General features: G+C 65.7%; 17 protein-coding genes. 6 read left to right on the plus strand and 11 right to left on the minus strand.

The genetic code is table 11. The features are described 5' to 3' along the window. Positions 1 to 274: 274 nt before the first annotated feature. Positions 275 to 1,621 carry a nucleobase:cation symporter-2 family protein gene (locus tag ABKS89_RS19695; protein WP_348586736.1) on the plus strand — a complete coding sequence of 449 codons (1,347 nt, stop codon included), beginning with the start codon at positions 275 to 277 and terminating at the stop codon, positions 1,619 to 1,621. Between the two features lie 90 nt (positions 1,622 to 1,711). Here ABKS89_RS19695 and ABKS89_RS19700 read toward each other — a convergent pair whose 3' ends face one another. After that, complete coding sequence (locus ABKS89_RS19700; RefSeq protein ID WP_431312046.1) at positions 1,712 to 3,355, minus strand: methyl-accepting chemotaxis protein; 1,644 nt, start codon at positions 3,353 to 3,355, stop codon at positions 1,712 to 1,714. 64 nt (positions 3,356 to 3,419) lie between these two features. Beyond that, positions 3,420 to 3,761 carry a hypothetical protein gene (locus tag ABKS89_RS19705; RefSeq protein ID WP_138214781.1) on the minus strand — a complete coding sequence of 114 codons (342 nt, stop codon included), beginning with the start codon at positions 3,759 to 3,761 and terminating at the stop codon, positions 3,420 to 3,422. 191 nt (positions 3,762 to 3,952) lie between these two features. Between ABKS89_RS19705 and dusA the strand changes: the two genes are divergently transcribed. Then, positions 3,953 to 4,957, plus strand: a complete 1,005-nt coding sequence (gene dusA / locus ABKS89_RS19710; RefSeq protein ID WP_348586737.1) for a tRNA dihydrouridine(20/20a) synthase DusA — start codon at positions 3,953 to 3,955, stop codon at positions 4,955 to 4,957. A gap of 62 nt (positions 4,958 to 5,019) precedes the next feature. Continuing rightward, the gene (gene tal / locus ABKS89_RS19715) at positions 5,020 to 5,940 is read left to right on the plus strand and encodes a transaldolase (protein WP_348586739.1); all 921 of its coding nucleotides are present in this window, start codon (positions 5,020 to 5,022) and stop codon (positions 5,938 to 5,940) included. 75 nt (positions 5,941 to 6,015) lie between these two features. On the opposite strand, the gene rssC is transcribed toward tal, so the two are convergent. The 4 genes from rssC to ABKS89_RS19735 form a co-directional block, all read right to left on the minus strand. Then, positions 6,016 to 6,498, minus strand: coding sequence for an anti-sigma factor antagonist RssC (gene rssC, locus ABKS89_RS19720; protein ID WP_017517513.1), 483 nt, complete (start codon positions 6,496 to 6,498; stop codon positions 6,016 to 6,018). After that, positions 6,495 to 7,679, minus strand: a complete 1,185-nt coding sequence (gene rssB / locus ABKS89_RS19725) for a two-component system response regulator RssB (RefSeq protein WP_192432890.1) — start codon at positions 7,677 to 7,679, stop codon at positions 6,495 to 6,497. The genes rssC and rssB overlap by 4 nt, the downstream gene beginning before the upstream one ends. Before the next feature lie 181 nt (positions 7,680 to 7,860). Then, complete coding sequence (locus ABKS89_RS19730; protein ID WP_138214786.1) at positions 7,861 to 8,565, minus strand: MlaA family lipoprotein; 705 nt, start codon at positions 8,563 to 8,565, stop codon at positions 7,861 to 7,863. Positions 8,566 to 8,734: 169 nt separating this feature from the next. Continuing rightward, on the minus strand, positions 8,735 to 9,451 hold the full coding sequence (locus ABKS89_RS19735) for a UTRA domain-containing protein (RefSeq protein ID WP_348586741.1): 717 nt from the start codon (positions 9,449 to 9,451) through the stop codon (positions 8,735 to 8,737). A 112-nt stretch (positions 9,452 to 9,563) separates the two neighbouring features. Here ABKS89_RS19735 and pcrP point away from each other — a divergent pair, with 112 nt between their 5' ends. The 3 genes from pcrP (at position 9,564) to ABKS89_RS19750 (ending at position 11,227) form a co-directional block, all read left to right on the plus strand. Further along, the gene (gene pcrP, locus ABKS89_RS19740; RefSeq protein ID WP_348586743.1) at positions 9,564 to 10,307 is read left to right on the plus strand and encodes an HAD superfamily inactivated hydrolase PcrP; all 744 of its coding nucleotides are present in this window, start codon (positions 9,564 to 9,566) and stop codon (positions 10,305 to 10,307) included. Beyond that, positions 10,304 to 10,885: a phosphonate degradation HD-domain oxygenase gene (locus ABKS89_RS19745; RefSeq protein WP_138214789.1), complete on the plus strand. Its 582-nt coding sequence runs from the start codon at positions 10,304 to 10,306 to the stop codon at positions 10,883 to 10,885. The genes pcrP and ABKS89_RS19745 overlap by 4 nt, the downstream gene beginning before the upstream one ends. Before the next feature lie 78 nt (positions 10,886 to 10,963). Further along, a complete protein-coding gene (locus tag ABKS89_RS19750; protein WP_024763885.1) occupies positions 10,964 to 11,227 on the plus strand; it encodes a DUF4404 family protein in 264 nt (87 codons plus the stop codon). Positions 11,228 to 11,302: 75 nt separating this feature from the next. Here the strand turns inward: ABKS89_RS19750 and queF are convergent, their stop codons facing one another. The 5 genes from queF to ABKS89_RS19775 all read right to left on the minus strand — a co-directional run bounded on the left by queF (position 11,303) and on the right by ABKS89_RS19775 (position 15,609). Then, complete coding sequence (gene queF, locus ABKS89_RS19755; RefSeq protein WP_138214790.1) at positions 11,303 to 12,133, minus strand: NADPH-dependent 7-cyano-7-deazaguanine reductase QueF; 831 nt, start codon at positions 12,131 to 12,133, stop codon at positions 11,303 to 11,305. A gap of 216 nt (positions 12,134 to 12,349) precedes the next feature. Next, positions 12,350 to 13,057, minus strand: a complete 708-nt coding sequence (locus ABKS89_RS19760; protein ID WP_348586745.1) for a copper resistance protein B — start codon at positions 13,055 to 13,057, stop codon at positions 12,350 to 12,352. Between the two features lie 9 nt (positions 13,058 to 13,066). Next, a complete protein-coding gene (locus ABKS89_RS19765; RefSeq protein WP_348586747.1) occupies positions 13,067 to 14,740 on the minus strand; it encodes a copper resistance system multicopper oxidase in 1,674 nt (557 codons plus the stop codon). 14 nt (positions 14,741 to 14,754) lie between these two features. Then, positions 14,755 to 15,306: a copper-resistant cuproprotein CopI gene (gene copI / locus ABKS89_RS19770; RefSeq protein WP_348586748.1), complete on the minus strand. Its 552-nt coding sequence runs from the start codon at positions 15,304 to 15,306 to the stop codon at positions 14,755 to 14,757. A gap of 171 nt (positions 15,307 to 15,477) precedes the next feature. After that, positions 15,478 to 15,609, minus strand: a complete 132-nt coding sequence (locus ABKS89_RS19775) for a co-regulatory protein PtrA N-terminal domain-containing protein (protein WP_348586749.1) — start codon at positions 15,607 to 15,609, stop codon at positions 15,478 to 15,480. Positions 15,610 to 15,718: the final 109 nt, after the last annotated feature.

Below are 15,718 nucleotides of genomic sequence, written 5' to 3' on the forward strand. Positions count from 1 at the left end.
CGAATGATGAAACAAAAAATGTAGTCCACTCGACCAATGGCTACAGAATTGCCGAAGCCACGAAACACGCGGCCTAGAGCGATGCAGCACCATGGAGACAAAACGTGACCGGAGAGTTGTATACAAAAATCGATTGAACGTAATACACATCGCGTTTATAAAGTCCCGCACCGCTTCACCCGCTCGGCCCCGGGGGTGAGATCGGCCAGTACTTCCCGGTTGTCGTGCCCGTCCGGCAACCAGCGACTGACAACAATAAAAACCGAGGTGTTGCATGTCCGTGGTAACTGAGCGCTCCCATACCGGCTCGCCCGTCGACCAGCGTTTGCCTTTGCTGCAGCTGCTGCTGGTCGGCTTCCAGCACGTTCTCCTGATGTATGGCGGCGCCGTCGCCGTCCCGCTGATCGTCGGCCAGGCCGCCGGACTCTCCCGTGAAGAAATCGCCTTCCTGATCAACGCCGACCTGCTGGTCGCCGGGATCGCCACGCTCGTGCAATCGCTCGGCATCGGCCCGGTGGGCATCCGCATGCCGGTGATGATGGGCGCCAGTTTCGCCGCCGTCGGCAGCATGGTCGCCATGGCCGGGATGCCCGGCGTGGGCATGACCGGCATCTTCGGTGCCACCATCGCTGCGGGCTTCTTCGGCATGGTCATCGCGCCGTTCATGAGCCGCATCGTGCGCTTCTTCCCGCCGCTGGTGACCGGCACCGTGATCACCTCCATCGGCATGTGCCTGTTTCCGGTGGCGATCAACTGGGCCGGTGGCGGCAAGGCGGCCGCCAACTTCGGCGCCATCGAATACCTCGCCCTGTCGTCCTTCGTGCTGGCGGTGATCCTGCTGATCAACCGCTTCATGAAAGGCTTCTGGGTCAACGTCTCGGTGCTGATCGGCATGCTGCTGGGCTACATCATCGGCGCCAGCATGGGCATGGTCAGCCTGGAGGGCATCGAGCAGCGCCCGTGGTTCGACGTGGTCACCCCGCTGCATTTCGGCGCGCCGGAATTCCACCTCGCCCCGGTGCTGTCCATGTGCCTGGTGGTGGTGATCATCTTCGTCGAGTCCACCGGCATGTTCCTCGCCCTGGGCAAGATCACCGAGACCGAAATCTGCCCCAACCGCCTGCGCCGTGGCCTGCTGTGCGATGCCAGCGCCTCGTTCGTCGCCGGCTTCATGAACACCTTCACCCATTCCTCGTTCGCCCAGAACATCGGCCTGGTGCAGATGACCGGCGTGCGCAGCCGCTACGTCACCGCCGCCGCCGCGCTGTTCCTGATCGCCCTGTCGCTGCTGCCCAAGGCCGCCTTCCTGGTCGCCTCGATTCCGCCGGCGGTGCTGGGCGGCGCCGGCATCGCCATGTTCGGCATGGTCGCGGCCAGCGGCATCCGCATCCTCCACGAAGCGGACATCGTCGACCGCCGTAACCAACTGCTGGTGGCGGTGAGCATTGGCATGGGAATGGTGCCGGTGGTGCGCCCGGACTTCTTTGCCGCGCTGCCCCAGTGGATGGAGCCGATCACTCACAGCGGCATCGCGATGACCGCGATCTGGGCCGTGGTGCTGAACATCCTGTTCAACATCCTCGGCGAACAAGGCCGCGACGCCCTCTGCGGGCATCACTGAGTCCCTTTCGCGGGCGTCTCCCGGACGCCCGCACCAAGCCGCGTCCAACTCCTTCGCGGCTTTTTTTCGCCTGCGATTCGGCTCCGAGACTCAGGCCTCCGGCCGGTAACCCAGACGCAGCCCACCCCACTGGCGCCCGCGCACGTAGATCGGCACCGAAAGGTCATGCATCAGCTCGCCGGTATCGCGACAGTAGGTCTGTAGCAGCATCGGCTGGTTGTGGCTGCCGCAGCGCACGCCGGTACGGTCGTTGAACAGGCGCTTGCTGCGGCTCTTGAGCATGTCCACCTGCAGGTCGCCGCTCGGCGGATGGCTGAATGCCTGATTATGTGTCGGCACATAGCCCTCAGCGGTGCAGGCGATGGCGAATACCAACCCTTCGTGGCGTTGCAGCAGGTCTTCCTGGATGCGCGGCAGCACTTCGTCGGTGTAGCGGTCGAAGCGCGTGCGGAACTTCTGCGGGCGGGTGCCGGGCATCGGCTGGTAGTCGCGGTCGAACAGATCGTCGAAGCCGATCCGGCCGTTCTCCATGTCCGTCTCGAACTTCGCACCGATGGCCTGGGCGCCGGCACGGGCGAGGTCGTAGGCGCGCTGGTGATAGTCATCCAGCGCCACCTCGGCGAGTCGTTCGCTGATGGTCTCCGCCTGGCTTTCCAGCTGCATCGCGGCGTCAGCCAGGCGGTGGGTCTGTTCGTCACTGGCGCGCAGGTCGCCGCGCACCTGCTCGACGGCGGCAAACAGGCTGTCCAGCTGGTTGCGGTTGATCTCCGCGCCCTCGGCGATCTCGGTGATCTGGGTTTCCACGGTGGCGGCCAGCCCGGCGATATCCTGCAGCTGGCGGCCGGTGCTCTCCACCTGACTGACGCCAAGGCCCAGGTCGTCGGTGAGCTGGCGAATCTGCTCCACCACCTCGCCGGTCTGGCGCTGGATATCCTCGATCATCTGCCCCACCTCGTCGGTGGCCTCGGCAGTACGCCCGGCGAGCCCGCGAACCTCCTCGGCCACCACGGCGAAGCCACGGCCGTGCTCCCCTGCCCGCGCCGCCTCGATGGCCGCGTTGAGGGCCAGCAGGTTGGTCTGGCTGGCGATCGACTGGATCACCTGGGTGACGCGCTGGATATCCTCACTGCGCGCGTTCAGTGTCTCGATCAGCGCGCGACTGGCGCTGGCGCGCTGGCTCAGTTGGCGCATGCAGTCGATCGCGGCCTGCAGCTCGCTGCGCCCGCTGTCACTGCCTGCGCGGGCCAGCGTGGCCGCCTCCTTCGCCTGGCGCGCCAGATTGGAAGTAGCCCGCTCGGTATGGATCATCACCTCGGCGCTACCGACGATCTGCTCGGCGGCCACTACCTGGGACTCCAGCTTTTCCACCAGCCGCTGCACCGAGAACGACACGCCGGCGGCGGACAAAGCATTGCGGCTGGTGCCCTGGGACAGCTCGCGGGTCAGCTCGGCGACGTCCGGCAACACCGCCAGCGCTCCGGCCGGCGCCGCCCGCTCGGGGACGAACCACGGCCCCCAGAGCAGTATCGCGGCAAGCAGCAGGCACACAGACAACGGCCAGCCGCCCAGCGCCTGGGCGATGAACAGCAGCACCAGGCCGCAAGTCTGCAGGGTAAGGATGAGGACGATACGCGGACGCGCGATATCCATGGCAACAGCTCTCTTCTGGCGGGCCCTGCCGCTGCGCAGCGCGGGCGCGCTGCCGGGGAACCCGATTATTCTTGTCTGAGCCATTAGGCCGCCTGCTGCACCCGGCGGCTATCGTTCCTTAGTGGTAGACGAGGCGCTGCTTGAGTCGCTACAGGCAGCTGCGCGCCGCCTGGGTGATCGCATCGTCCGCGCTCGGTGGATTGCGGCGATAGAGCACCACATCGCTACCCTTGTCCGCCGCCGTCGTCTCCAGCAGCACCTCGGCGCTATCGCCCGAGGCGGCCGGCACCAGCAGCCGGTAGCCGAAACGGATTTCCTTCACCGCCGCCGAGGAGCGTATGGCCTGCCATTTGGGCAGCAGGCAAGTCATGTAGACCGAGGGCGACTTGCCGCTCTCCAGCCGCAACGCCGGCGCCTCCTCCTTCAGCTTGCCCGGCGAGGAACAGGCGGCCAGCAGGATCAGCGGCAGCGTCAACAATAGGGGTTTCATCGAGTGAGATCCTTCTGTCAGGAACCCAGAGGGTAGCAGTTGCATCGATGCGGACAGTCCGGTCAGGTCAAGCCGGCGGCAGACCGCCTGCCGGTTTCCGTGCGCTGCGCCGGCAACCCCGGTAAAATCTTCGCCCTTTCCGTCGGCGCGAGCGATTTCGCGCCCCTAGCGAAGCCAGATATCCAGTACCTATGACCAGCGCAACACCCACTGCCACCAACCGCCCCGAGCCCTCCCGCCGCTTCTCCGTGGCGCCGATGATGGATTGGACCGACCGTCATTGTCGGTACTTCCTGCGCCAGCTTTCCAGCCACGCGCTGCTCTACACGGAGATGGTCACCACCGGTGCCGTGCTGCACGGCGATACCGCGCGCTTCCTGCGCCACGACGAGTGCGAGCACCCGCTGGCGCTGCAGCTGGGCGGCAGCAACCCGGCGGACCTGGCAGCAGCGGCGAAGCTGGCCGAGGAAGCGGGTTACGACGAGGTCAACCTGAACGTCGGCTGCCCCAGCGACCGCGTGCAGAACAACATGATCGGTGCCTGCCTGATGGGCCACCCGGCACTGGTCGCAGATTGCGTAAAGGCCATGCGTGACGCGGTATCGATCCCGGTGACGGTCAAGCACCGCATCGGCATCAACGGTCGTGACAGCTATGAAGAGCTCTGCGACTTCGTCGGCCAGGTGCGCGACGCCGGCTGCCGCAGCTTCACCGTACACGCGCGCATCGCCATCCTCGAGGGCCTGTCGCCCAAGGAAAACCGCGAGATCCCGCCGCTGCGCTACGACATCGCCGCGCAGCTCAAGCGCGACTTCGCGGAGCTGGAGATCGTCCTCAACGGTGGCATCAAGACGCTGGAGGAATGCCGCGAGCACCTGCAGGTGTTCGACGGCGTGATGCTCGGCCGCGAGGCGTACCACAACCCCTACCTGCTGGCCCAGGTGGACGCCGCGCTGTATGGCTCCGAGCAGCCAGCCATCAGCCGCGCCGAAGCGCTGGCGCGGATGCGCCCGTACATCGAGCGGCACATCGCCGAGGGCGGCGCGATGCATCACGTGACCCGCCATGTGCTGGGCCTGGCCCAGGGCTTCCCAGGTGCGCGGCGCTTCCGCCAGCTGCTCTCGGTGGACGTTCACAAGACCCAGGATTCCCTCGGACTGCTCGATCAGGCCGGAGAACTTCTCGCCGGTCACTGAGTCCCGTTGAGTGGCGCATCGGCCTCGGGTAAGGTCGATGCACTCTCTACGGAAGACGCGCCATGACCTCCAAGCTGGAACAACTCAAGCAGTACACCACGGTTGTCGCCGATACCGGCGATTTCGACGCCATTGCCCGCCTGAAGCCGGTGGATGCCACCACCAACCCGTCTCTGCTGCTGAAGGCCGCCGCCCTGCCCCGCTACACCGAGCACCTGGCTCGCGCCACCGAAGGCGCGCAGGGTGACACCGGCCTGGCTTGCGACCGCTTCGCCGTCGCCGTGGGCAAGGACATCCTGGGCGTGATTCCGGGGCGCATCTCCACCGAAGTGGACGCGCGCCTGTCCTTCGATACCGAGGCCACGCTGCAGCGCGCCCATCGCCTGATCGAGCTGTACGATCAGCAGGGCATTGGCCGCGACCGCGTGCTGATCAAGATCGCTTCCACCTGGGAAGGCATCCGCGCCGCCGAGCAACTGGAGCGCGAAGGCATCCAGACCAACCTGACCCTGCTGTTCTCCTTCGCCCAGGCCGCAGCCTGCGCCGACGCCGGCGTGTTCCTGATCTCGCCCTTCGTCGGGCGCATCTACGACTGGTACAAGAAGGCCAACAACCGTGATTACGTGGGCGCGGAAGACCCGGGCGTGCAGTCGGTCTCGCGCATCTATCGCTACTACAAGGCCAACGGCTACGAGACCGTGGTGATGGGTGCCAGCTTCCGCAACCTCGGGCAGATCGAGCAGCTCGCCGGCTGCGACCGCCTGACCATCAGCCCGGACCTGCTGCAACAACTGGCCGACACCGAAGGCGAACTGCCGCGCGCGCTGCAACCCGGCGGCGGCGAAGCCCGCCAGGTGCTGGACGAGAGCGCCTTCCGCTGGCAGATGAACGAAGACGCCATGGGCACCGAGAAGCTGGCCGAAGGCATCCGCCTGTTCGCCCGCGACCAGGAGAAGCTCGAGGCACTGCTCGCCGGCCGCTGATCGCGGCAGAAAGCTGTAGACGAGCAAAAGCAAACCGGCGCCCCAGGGCGCCGGTTTGCATTGGGTCTCATCGAATCAGTGGCGCTCTAGCGCGCTCACCAGATCGTGGAAGGCCTCGCGGTTGGTCTCGTTCAGGCCCATCAGGATACGGTGGGCTTCGAGCACCTTGCCGCGCACCACCTCCTCGGACTGGTCCTGGGGAGGCAGATCGGTCAGGCAATCCGAGCACGGAATCGGGCGATCGACGATGTTGAACACCTGATCGAAGCCCATCGACTGCAGCAGCCGGGTGATGTCCGCGTTGGTGGTGACCAGCGTGGGCAACAGACCGACCTTCTGCCGCGAGAGAATGGACAGCTTCGCCAGGAGGCCCAGCGTGGTGCTGTCGATGCTCTGGGTTTCCGTGAGATCGATGATGATCGCCGAGAAATTCAACGCGGCGAAGATTTTTTCAATGGTGGCATCCAGCGCCGAACACAGGGTCAGTCGGACTTCGCCCACAAACTTCAGGACAAATGAGCCATCCTGCTCGGCGAACTGGATTTTACCGGTACTCATGCAAGGTTCCTGCTCAACACCAGCAAGGCAATATCATCCGGCATCTCGGACAACTTGGCCAGTCCGAAGACTTGGCGCAGGCCATCCAGGGTTCCGCCGGCGGCGACGACCTGCTCGGGCAGGGCCGTCTCCTTTTCCTTCAGCGTAGCTCCCGGAAGGACGTCGAGAATTCCGTCCGAGAACAGGGAAAGGCTGAAGGACTTGGGAAGATCGAGGACATGATCCTCGTAAGTCGCTTCGTCGAACAGCCCCACCGGCAGGCCACGGCCTTCCAGGTAACGGGCTTCGCCGTCGACATAAAGCACAGGCAGCGGCAGGTGACCACCGATGCTGTAGGTCAGACGGTCGGTATCCAAGTCGATCACGCCACCGAGCATGGTCACATGCTTGCCCAGGTTGCAGTTGATCAGCCCACGGTTGATGTGGCCGAGAACGTCCGATGGCTTGAATTCCGGCAACATGTCGTTGCGCTTGGATTCGTACAACAGCCGCGTGGTCATGAACTTCAGCAGCACGGTGACGAAGGCGGACGAAGCACCGTGGCCGGAAACGTCGGCCAGATAGAAGCCGATGCGGCGGGCGTCCACGCGGAAGTAGTCGACGAAGTCACCCGACAGGTACAGCGACGGGATGATCTGGTGGGAGAAGGCCAGGCCTTCGGATTCCCACGGTGTCTCCGGCAGCATGTTCATCTGCACCTGGCGACCGGCGTTCTGGTCTTCCTGGAGCAGGTTCAGGCTGGCCTGCAGCTCGCGGTTGGCGGTTTCCAGCTTCTCGCGGTAGCGACGGTTTTCCGAGCGCAGGAAGGCGCGATCCAGGGCACGGCGTACCGAGTGTTCCAGGACGGCGAGGTCTTCCAGCGGCTTGATCAGGTAGTCGGCGGCGCCCAGGCGCAGGGCCTCGACGGCGTCGCTCATGACGCCTGCGCCGGACAGTACGATCACCGGGGTTTCCACCGCCATCTCGGTGACGCGACGGATCAGCTCGAGGCCGTCCATCTGCGGCATGCGCAGATCGCAGATCACCAGATCGGGGAGTTCGTGCTCGAAGACTTTCAGGCCTTCCAGGCCGTTGGTGGCCTGTGTGACCTTGAATCCGCTGTCTTCCAGGTAGGCGGCGAGGCTTTCGCGGACGACGTCGTCGTCATCGATAATCAGCAGCGAGGCACTGGCTTTGTGCATGGGTCATCCAGGCAAACGGCGCCGGGGTTGTGGTTTGGCGCTCATTCTAGGGAACAGCGGCGCGGGTCGGTCGCGACAAGGCGCAGACACTACTCCCATCCGCTCAAGGGTTCAAGCAGGCACCACCCGCGCCACGAATGGCGCGGGCCAGAGGACAGGAGAGGTCTGCGTGCAAGGCCGATCAGAAGTCGTCTTCGACTTCGCCGTCCTTGACCTTGAACTCGCGGTTCTGCAGGTAGGCGTTGCGGATGAAGGTGTACTTGTCTCCGCTGATCAGCTTCTCGGACTTGAGCAGGTCGGCGCGGGTGTCGACCACGTCCACGGCGCGCATGCTGTTACGAACCGGCACGTTGTCGATGTACGGGTAGGGGCCGGTGTAGGAATCCGGAATCAGCGAAGGTGCATCGCGCAGGGTGCTCGGGCCCAGCAACGGCAGCATCACGTAGGGGCCGCTGCCCACGCCGTAATGGCCGAGGGTCTGGCCGAAGTCTTCGTCGTTGCGGCGCAGGCCCATGTGGGTGGCCACGTCGAAGACACCGGCCAGGCCGAAGGTGGTGTTGAACAGCAGGCGGCTAGTGTCGACGCCGGCGTTGTGGAACTTCAGCTGCAGCAGGTCGTTGACCAGGTTCTTCACGTCACCGATGTTGCCGAAGAAGTTGTGCACGCCGTCCTGCACGACGTTCGGGGTGACGTACTGGTAACCCTGGGCCAGCGGCTTGAGGGCGTAGGTGTCCAGGGTGTCGTTGAAGGTGAAGATCGGACGGTTGATGCTTTCCCACGGGTCGTCCTCGCTGGCCGCCTGCGCCAGGAAGGGAATGGTAGCCAGGCCGGCGGCGGCGAGCAGGCTGAAGCAGCGTTTCGTCCATTGGACGCCTAGTGGGCGCATCGGGAATTCTCCAGTGAATGTGAATCGGGCCAGCCATGGCGGCCCCGCTATGCGGGCAGATTATATAGAGGCTCGACGGTTTTGCAGACCCGGACCGATCTCGCAGGATTTCGATTCAGGGGCGCAGGATGCCGTTTCGCTTGCTTGCAGTTGAAAGCATAGTGCCACTTCAGTCGGGATACCGTGCGTCGATGACAATTTCCAGCGCATCGGAGCGCCAGAACTCCTGGTCCCACTCCACCAACCGACCGCTCTCGACATAGCTGGCGCGCTCCACGTACAGCCCCGGCGAGCCCGGCGTCAGTTGCAGCGGCGTCGCCCGTGCCTCCACCAGCGCCGTGGAGTGCATGGCCAGCTCGGAGCGAGACAGGCTCAGCCCCAGCTCCTCGCGCAGCACGCGGGTGAGCGAGGTGTCCAGCCCGTGATCGAGCAGGCCTGCGCACCAGTTGGCGTCCAGGGTGATCTCCTCGAGCATCACCGGCCGCTCGTCGACCCAGCGGCGGCGCAGGATGTGGAATACCTCGGCCTCTTCATCCAACCCCATGCGCCGCGCCAGTACCGGCCCGGCGGCGCGGCGTTCGGCGGCCAGGACTTCGGTGCGCGGCACGCGCCCCTGGGCCTCGACGTAATCCATGAAGCCGGTGGTACGCGTCGGGTTGTAGCGGATGCGCGGCGGCGAGACGAACCAGCCACGGCGATTTTCGCGGTACAGCACGCCTTCCGTCTCCAGCTGCTGCAGCGCCTCGCGCAGGGTCACGCGGGTGCAGCCGAAGCGCTCGGCCAGCTCGCGCTCGGCAGGCAGGCGCTGACTCAGGGTGGCGTTGGCGATGTCCTGCGCCAGCTGGTCGCGGATGCGCAGGTAATGAGGCATGGGTTCGACCGGCATGGGCGTCTTCCGCAAAAAGGCGCGGCGATTATAACGGCATGGCGGCGGACTTCATCGGACCGTCACATTGGCCCGCTAGTCTGGCCTAGACCAATTATCAGAAAAGCCCACCATGCCTGCGACCGCCGACCTTCCGCACTTCACTACCCTGCTGTTCGGACTGTCGGGCGACCTGGTGGACTTTGGCGCAAGGACGCTGCCGGTTGCCCTGCAACGTACCTGCCCCGATTGTCCGCCGGAACGCCTGACCAGCGCCCTCGCCCTGCCCCCGCAGGACGCGCTGGACCTTGCCCTGGGCCGCTGCGCCGATGCCCAGGAGCGCAACCGCTTCCAGTCCGCCCTGGACGACGCCGCCCAGGCCCACGCCGAGGCCACTCCCGGCGCCCTGGACGCCCTGCAGACACTGCACCAGCGCGGCGTGCCCTGCGCCTGGCTCGATGAGCTGCCCAACGCCACCACGCTGCACCTGGCCGCCGCCCTCGACAATCGCCTCGCCACCGGCCTGGACATCGCCGGGCGCCAATGGCCTGCACCGGACTCCTGCTGGCAGGCGCTGATACAGCTGGACAGCCCGCACCTGGACGGCTGCGTGCTGGTCAGCGGCCAGCCGCGCCTGCTCCAGGCGGGTCTCAACGCTGGCCTGTGGACCATCGGCCTGGCCGCCAGCGGCCCTCTTTGCGGCCACGCGCCGGGAGACTGGGACGCCCTCGGCAACCTCGACCGCGACCGCCTGCGCGCCCAGGCGACGCTGGGCCTGTACCGCCTCGGCGTGCACTCGGTCATCGATCATCTGGGCGAGCTGGATTCCTGCCTGCAGGACATCGCCGGCCGCCGCCTGAAAGGAGAAAAGCCATGAAGCACGAACGCCACCGCTTCCTCGACGAGCTGGCCGAGCGCTTCGCCAGCCACGGCGCAGAGCCTTACGGCGAGGCGGTCAGCCAAGCCGAGCACGCGCTGCAGTGCGCCACCCTGGCCGAGCGCGCCGGTTGTTCCGACAGCCTGGTGATCGCCGCCCTGCTCCACGACATCGGCCACCTTTATGAAGACCCGCAGCTGATCGACGAACAGGACCAGCGCCACGAGGAATTCGGCGCCAACCTGCTGCGCGAGCTGCTGCCCGAATCCGTCTGGCAGCCGATCCGCCTGCACGTGGCCGCCAAGCGCTACCTCTGCGCGGTCGATCCGGCCTACCACGCCGGCCTGTCCTGGGCTTCGCGGCAGAGCCTGGCGCTGCAGGGCGGGCCGTTCGACGAGCGCGGCTCCAGCGCCTTCCTCAACGCGCCCTTCTCCCAGGACGCATTGACCCTGCGTCGGCTGGACGACCTGGGCAAGGACCCGGCCATGCGCACGCCGGAGCTGGAGCACTTCTTCCCGCTGCTCGAACGTCTCCTGCGAATTGATCGGCATCAGGCAAGGGTGCGCGCGGCGAGTTAAGCTCAAAGGCATGGCGATGGACCTTTTCCCCGTCGGGCGAGGTCCATCTTTGGGTACGTACCGCAGAAGGACACCACCATGCCGACACAACGCCTCCAGGAAGAACTCCAGGCCCTGCGCGACCAGCTGGAGCGCCAGCCGCCGCTGAACGCGGAAGAGCGCGAATCGCTGCAAGCCCTGATCAAGGACATCGAGTTGCAGCTGGCCAACGAAGAGGCGCTGGCCGACGAGACCCTGATGGACAACGTCAACCTGGCCGTGGAGCGCTTCGAGGCGAGCCATCCGACGCTGGCCGGCACGCTGCGTTCCATCGTGCAGAGCCTGGCGAACATGGGGATCTGATCCCTGATTCGCTTCCACCAGACAAGAAAAACCCGGCCGCGGCCGGGTTTTTCGTATCCGCGTTTTACCGAAGCCTTATTGGCGCACCAACCGGCGATTGTCCGGCTGCACGGCTTCGCTGCTGCGGTAGGGATTGATGTCCAGCCCACCACGGCGCACGTAGCGCGCATAGACAGTCAGGCGGGTCGGCTGCAGCAGGCGCTGCAGGTCAAGGTAGATGCGCTCGACGCACTGCTCGTGGAAGTCCTGGTGCTGGCGGAAGGACACGACGTAGGCCAGCAGGCTCGCTGCATCCAGCGCCGGGCCGGTGTATTCCACGACCAGGGTGCCCCAGTCTGGCTGGCCGGTAACCGGGCAGTTGGATTTGAGCAGGTGGCTGTAGAGCACTTCGTCGACACGGCGGGTGTCGTCGCAGCGCAGCAGCTCCGGGCGCGGGTGGTCGTAGCTCTCCACCGCGACGTCCAGGTCGTCGACGCAGGTGCCGTCGATGACGGCCACGCCCTCCCTCGCCACGTCGTCCAGGCCGCGCACACGCACGCCCACTGGCGCGCCAGCGGCGGCGGACAGGTCGCGTTCCATCACTGCACGAACAGCGTCGGCATTGTCGAAGGCGGTCTGGTTCAGCGAATTGAGGTAGAGCTTGAAGGACTTGGACTCGATGATGTTCGGCGACTGCGCCGGAATCGCGAATTCGCCGATGGCCACCACCGGCTTGCCCGATGCGGTCAGCCAGGACAGCTCGTAGCAGTTCCACAGGTCCACGCCCTGGTACGGCAGGGTCTGCGCGGTCAGGCCCAGCTCCGCCCACTTGGTGGTGCGGGAGATCGGGAACAGCAGCTCCGGCGCGTAGGTGGAGACGTATTCGCTGGATTTACCCAGGGGCGAGTGTTCGGCGGGATGCTGCATAGGGAAGACCTGCGGGATCGGCGATGCGGTGGTGACGCGAGGCGGCGAGTGTATACAAATCCGTTGCCCCTTTCAGCAGCCGGCGGACAAACCGGGCACCTAGGCGTGTAGAGCGCATGCCTTTGTAGGATGGCGTGGAGCGCAGCGATACCCATGCTGCCTGCGCACCGAATCGATGGGTATCGCTTCGCTCCACACCATCCTACGTAGAGCCAATCAGAACCACATCCGCACGCCGGTGACCCAGTACCCCTCCTCGTCATCGTCACCCTCGGCGCGGGCGATGTCGCCGCTGCGGCCGTAGGTCTTGCTCCAGACGTAGCCGAAGTAAGGCGCGAACTCCCGGCGCACTTCGTAGCGCAGGCGCAATCCTGCTTCCAGTTCACTGCTCCCGGCGCCCACGCCGATGTCGCGGTCATCGGCCAGCGCCAGGTTGTATTCCAGCGAGGGCTCGAGGATCAGCCGCTGAGTCAGCAGCAGTTCGTACTCGGTCTCCAGGCGCAGGGACGGATCGCCGCGCTCGCTGAGGAACAGGTTGGCGTCCACCTCGAACCACTGCGGCGCCAGGCCCTGGATACCCAGCACCGCATAACTGCGCGACGGTCCCGGCTGGTCGTCGTGGCGCACGCCCACCTGCCAGTCCCAGAAGTCCGCGACCATGCGCTGGTAGAGCAGCTGAACCTCGTTGTCGGTGGCCGGGCCGCCGGCGTCGCGCTCGCCTTCCAGCTTCAGGCGCAGCTTCTGGTAGTCGGTGCCGTACCAGCCCTGGGCTTCCCAGCCCAGCGCCTGGTCGTTGCCGTGGAAGCGGCTTTCCAGGCGCTGGATCAGCAGCGAGCCCATGGGCATGTCATCCATCTCGGCACTTTCAGCGGGTAAGGCGAGGCCCAGGGTCGCCGCGCAGGCCACCGTTGCTATGCGTTTCATGGCGGTTCCTCAGAGACTGGCGCTGGCGGGAGCCGGCTCGACTATGACCTTGCGCATCATGCCGGCGGCCATGTGGTAGATCAGGTGGCAATGGAAGGCCCATTCACCCAGCGCATCGGCGGGCACGTCGACGTCCAGGGTGCTGCCCGGCGCCACGCTGACCACGTGCTTGAGCGGGTTGAAGCGGCCGTTGCCCTTGTCCAGCTGCATCCACATGCCGTGCAGGTGCATGGGGTGGGTCATCATGGTGTCGTTGACGAAGCGGATGCGCACCCGCTCGCCGTAGGTCAGGCGGATCGGATCGGCCTCGGAGTACTTCTTGCCGTCGATGGACCAGAAGTAGCGCTCCATGTTGCCGGTCAGGCGGAACTCGATGGTACGGTCCGGCGCGCGGTAGTCGGCATAGGGGCGCATGGCCTTGAGGTCCGCGTAGACCAGCAGGCGGTTGCCCGGCTCGGCCGGCTGCGGCGTCAGCCCGCTGCCCGGTGCGTAGTCGGACTTCGGCGCAGCCATGGCCGAGTGATCCATGCCGGCCATCTGCGAGTGGTCCATGCCGGCCATGCTGGAATGATCCATGCCGGACATATCCGCGGCCTCAGGGCCAGCCATCGCCATCCCGCCATGGTCCATGCCCTCGTGGTTCATGCCCATGTCAGCCATGGTCAGCAGCGGCCGTTCACGCAGCGCCGGCACCTCGGCCTGCAACCCGGCGCGCGGGGTCAGGGTGGCGCGGGCGTAGCCGCTGCGGTCCATGGCTTCGGCGAAGAAGGTGTAGGCGCGGTCTTCCTGCGGCTGGACTATCACGTCGTAGGTCTCGGCCACGGCGATGCGCAGTTCGTCCACCGTCACCGGCTGCACGTCGTTGCCGTCGGCCTGCACCACGGTCATCTTCAGGCCGGGAATGCGCAGGTCGAAGTAGCTCATGCCCGAGCCGTTGATGATGCGCAGGCGCACTCGCTCGCCTGGCTTGAACAGGCCGGTCCAGTTCTGCTCGCTGTCCTGGCCGTTGACGAGGAAACGGAAGCCGGCGATGTCGGCGATGTCCGTCGGCGCCATGCGCATCCCACCCCAGTCCAGGCGGTCGCGCACGGTCGCCATGAAGCCATTGGCGCTGGAGTCGGCGATGAAGTCGCCCAGGGTGCGCTGGTTGCGGTTGTAGTAGTCGCTCTGTTTCTTCAGGTTGGCGAACACGGTTTCCGGCCGGGTGTCGTGCCAGTCGGCCAGCAGCAGGGTGTACTCGCGGTCGTAGCGGTACGGCTCGCGCGCCTTCGGCTCGATCACCAGCGGGCCGTAGAGCCCCTCGATCTCCTGGAAGTCGCTGTGGGCGTGGTACCAGTAGGTGCCGGACTGTTTCACGGTGAAGCGGTAGGTGAAGGTCTCGCCGGGCTTGATGCCGGGGAAGCTGATGCCCGGCACGCCGTCCTGGGTGTAGGGCAGGATCAGCCCGTGCCAGTGCAGCGAGGTGTCGCGATCGAGGGTGTTGGTGACGCGCAACTCGACGTCTTCGCCCTCCTTGAAGCGCAGCTCCGGCGCGGGCGTGCGGCCATTCACCGTGAGCGCCTTGCGGGCGCCGTCGGACAGCTTCAGCTCGCCCTCGCCAATCGTCAGGTCATACACGCCCGCCTGCACCGCCAACGGTGCCAGCAGCAGCGCCCCCAGAGCCCATTCCCTTGCGCGGATCATCACGGCGCTCCCGCTCAGGGCTTGACGGTCAGTTTGCCGACCATGCCGGCCTGGTAGTGGCCCGGAATGTTGCAGGCGAATTCCAGGCTGGTGGCCTTGCTGAAGGTCCAGGTCAGCTCGGCGGTCTTGCCCGGTTCCACCAGCACGCTGTTGGGGTCGTCGTGCTTCATCATCTGACCCATCGGCTGGTCGCCATGGCCCATTTTCGAATGATCCATCTGGCTCATGTCGTGCTGCATGCCGGTGGGGGTGAGCATCCCGGAGTCCATCATCTGCTGCATTTCCTTCTGGTGGCCGGCGTGCATGGCAGCACTGCCCAGGTTGAATTCGTGCAGCAGGCTGCCCGTGTTGTGGATGACGAAACGCACGGTCTCGCCCGGCTTCACATCGATGCTTTCGGGCTCGAAGAACATCTCGCCCAGCTTGATATCGACGGTGCGGGTGGCCTCGGCGGCCTTGGCCGGCTTGCCGAAGTCGTAGGCGTGACCGGCGTCGGCCAGGGCCGGCAGGCTGATGGCGGCGACGAGGCCGAGGACGGAGGCTTGGAGCAGATGACGCAGGAACATGGCGACTCTCCTTTAAGGTCTGTGGCCATGGTCGCTGTCGGCGGCTGAGAGTTACCTGTCGGGGAGATTACAAGTCTGTCAGCTTGGCGCTCTCGCGTTCCGCGCGGGGTATAAGGAGGGCGAAAAAAAGCCCGCCAGAGGGCGGGCAAGGGGCAGCACGATGAATCGGATTCAGCAGGCCTGGCGCACCGCGGCGGCCTGTTCCTGCATGCGCTGGAAGGTGATGTCCCCTCCCCCGTCAGCCCAGGCTGGCGTGGCGGGGAAGAACAGCACGGCAAACAGCGTGGAGATGATCAGGTGCATGGCAGGCTCCTCGATGACGCTGGAAAATGAACACGCTGCCAGTCTGCAATACCGACACTGTCAGTTCGCTGACCGCCCCATTACCCTGATGACAGCTGCGCCCCGAGCG

This window comes from Pseudomonas sp. LABIM340, assembly GCF_040017195.2.
GTDB lineage: Bacteria > Pseudomonadota > Gammaproteobacteria > Pseudomonadales > Pseudomonadaceae > Pseudomonas.

Bases quoted from the DNA above. Each gene is read 5' to 3' on its own strand.
- ABKS89_RS19695 (WP_348586736.1), top strand. From the start codon at position 275: ATGTCCGTGGTAACTGAGCGCTCCCATACCGGCTCGCCCGTCGACCAG.
- ABKS89_RS19700 (WP_431312046.1), bottom strand. From the start codon at position 3,355: ATGGCTCAGACAAGAATAATCGGGTTCCCCGGCAGCGCGCCCGCGCTG.
- ABKS89_RS19705 (WP_138214781.1), bottom strand. From the start codon at position 3,761: ATGAAACCCCTATTGTTGACGCTGCCGCTGATCCTGCTGGCCGCCTGT.
- dusA (WP_348586737.1), top strand. From the start codon at position 3,953: ATGACCAGCGCAACACCCACTGCCACCAACCGCCCCGAGCCCTCCCGC.
- tal (WP_348586739.1), top strand. From the start codon at position 5,020: ATGACCTCCAAGCTGGAACAACTCAAGCAGTACACCACGGTTGTCGCC.
- rssC (WP_017517513.1), bottom strand. From the start codon at position 6,498: ATGAGTACCGGTAAAATCCAGTTCGCCGAGCAGGATGGCTCATTTGTC.
- rssB (WP_192432890.1), bottom strand. From the start codon at position 7,679: ATGCACAAAGCCAGTGCCTCGCTGCTGATTATCGATGACGACGACGTC.
- ABKS89_RS19730 (WP_138214786.1), bottom strand. From the start codon at position 8,565: ATGCGCCCACTAGGCGTCCAATGGACGAAACGCTGCTTCAGCCTGCTC.
- ABKS89_RS19735 (WP_348586741.1), bottom strand. From the start codon at position 9,451: ATGCCGGTCGAACCCATGCCTCATTACCTGCGCATCCGCGACCAGCTG.
- pcrP (WP_348586743.1), top strand. From the start codon at position 9,564: ATGCCTGCGACCGCCGACCTTCCGCACTTCACTACCCTGCTGTTCGGA.
- ABKS89_RS19745 (WP_138214789.1), top strand. From the start codon at position 10,304: ATGAAGCACGAACGCCACCGCTTCCTCGACGAGCTGGCCGAGCGCTTC.
- ABKS89_RS19750 (WP_024763885.1), top strand. From the start codon at position 10,964: ATGCCGACACAACGCCTCCAGGAAGAACTCCAGGCCCTGCGCGACCAG.
- queF (WP_138214790.1), bottom strand. From the start codon at position 12,133: ATGCAGCATCCCGCCGAACACTCGCCCCTGGGTAAATCCAGCGAATAC.
- ABKS89_RS19760 (WP_348586745.1), bottom strand. From the start codon at position 13,057: ATGAAACGCATAGCAACGGTGGCCTGCGCGGCGACCCTGGGCCTCGCC.
- ABKS89_RS19765 (WP_348586747.1), bottom strand. From the start codon at position 14,740: ATGATCCGCGCAAGGGAATGGGCTCTGGGGGCGCTGCTGCTGGCACCG.
- copI (WP_348586748.1), bottom strand. From the start codon at position 15,306: ATGTTCCTGCGTCATCTGCTCCAAGCCTCCGTCCTCGGCCTCGTCGCC.
- ABKS89_RS19775 (WP_348586749.1), bottom strand. From the start codon at position 15,609: ATGCACCTGATCATCTCCACGCTGTTTGCCGTGCTGTTCTTCCCCGCC.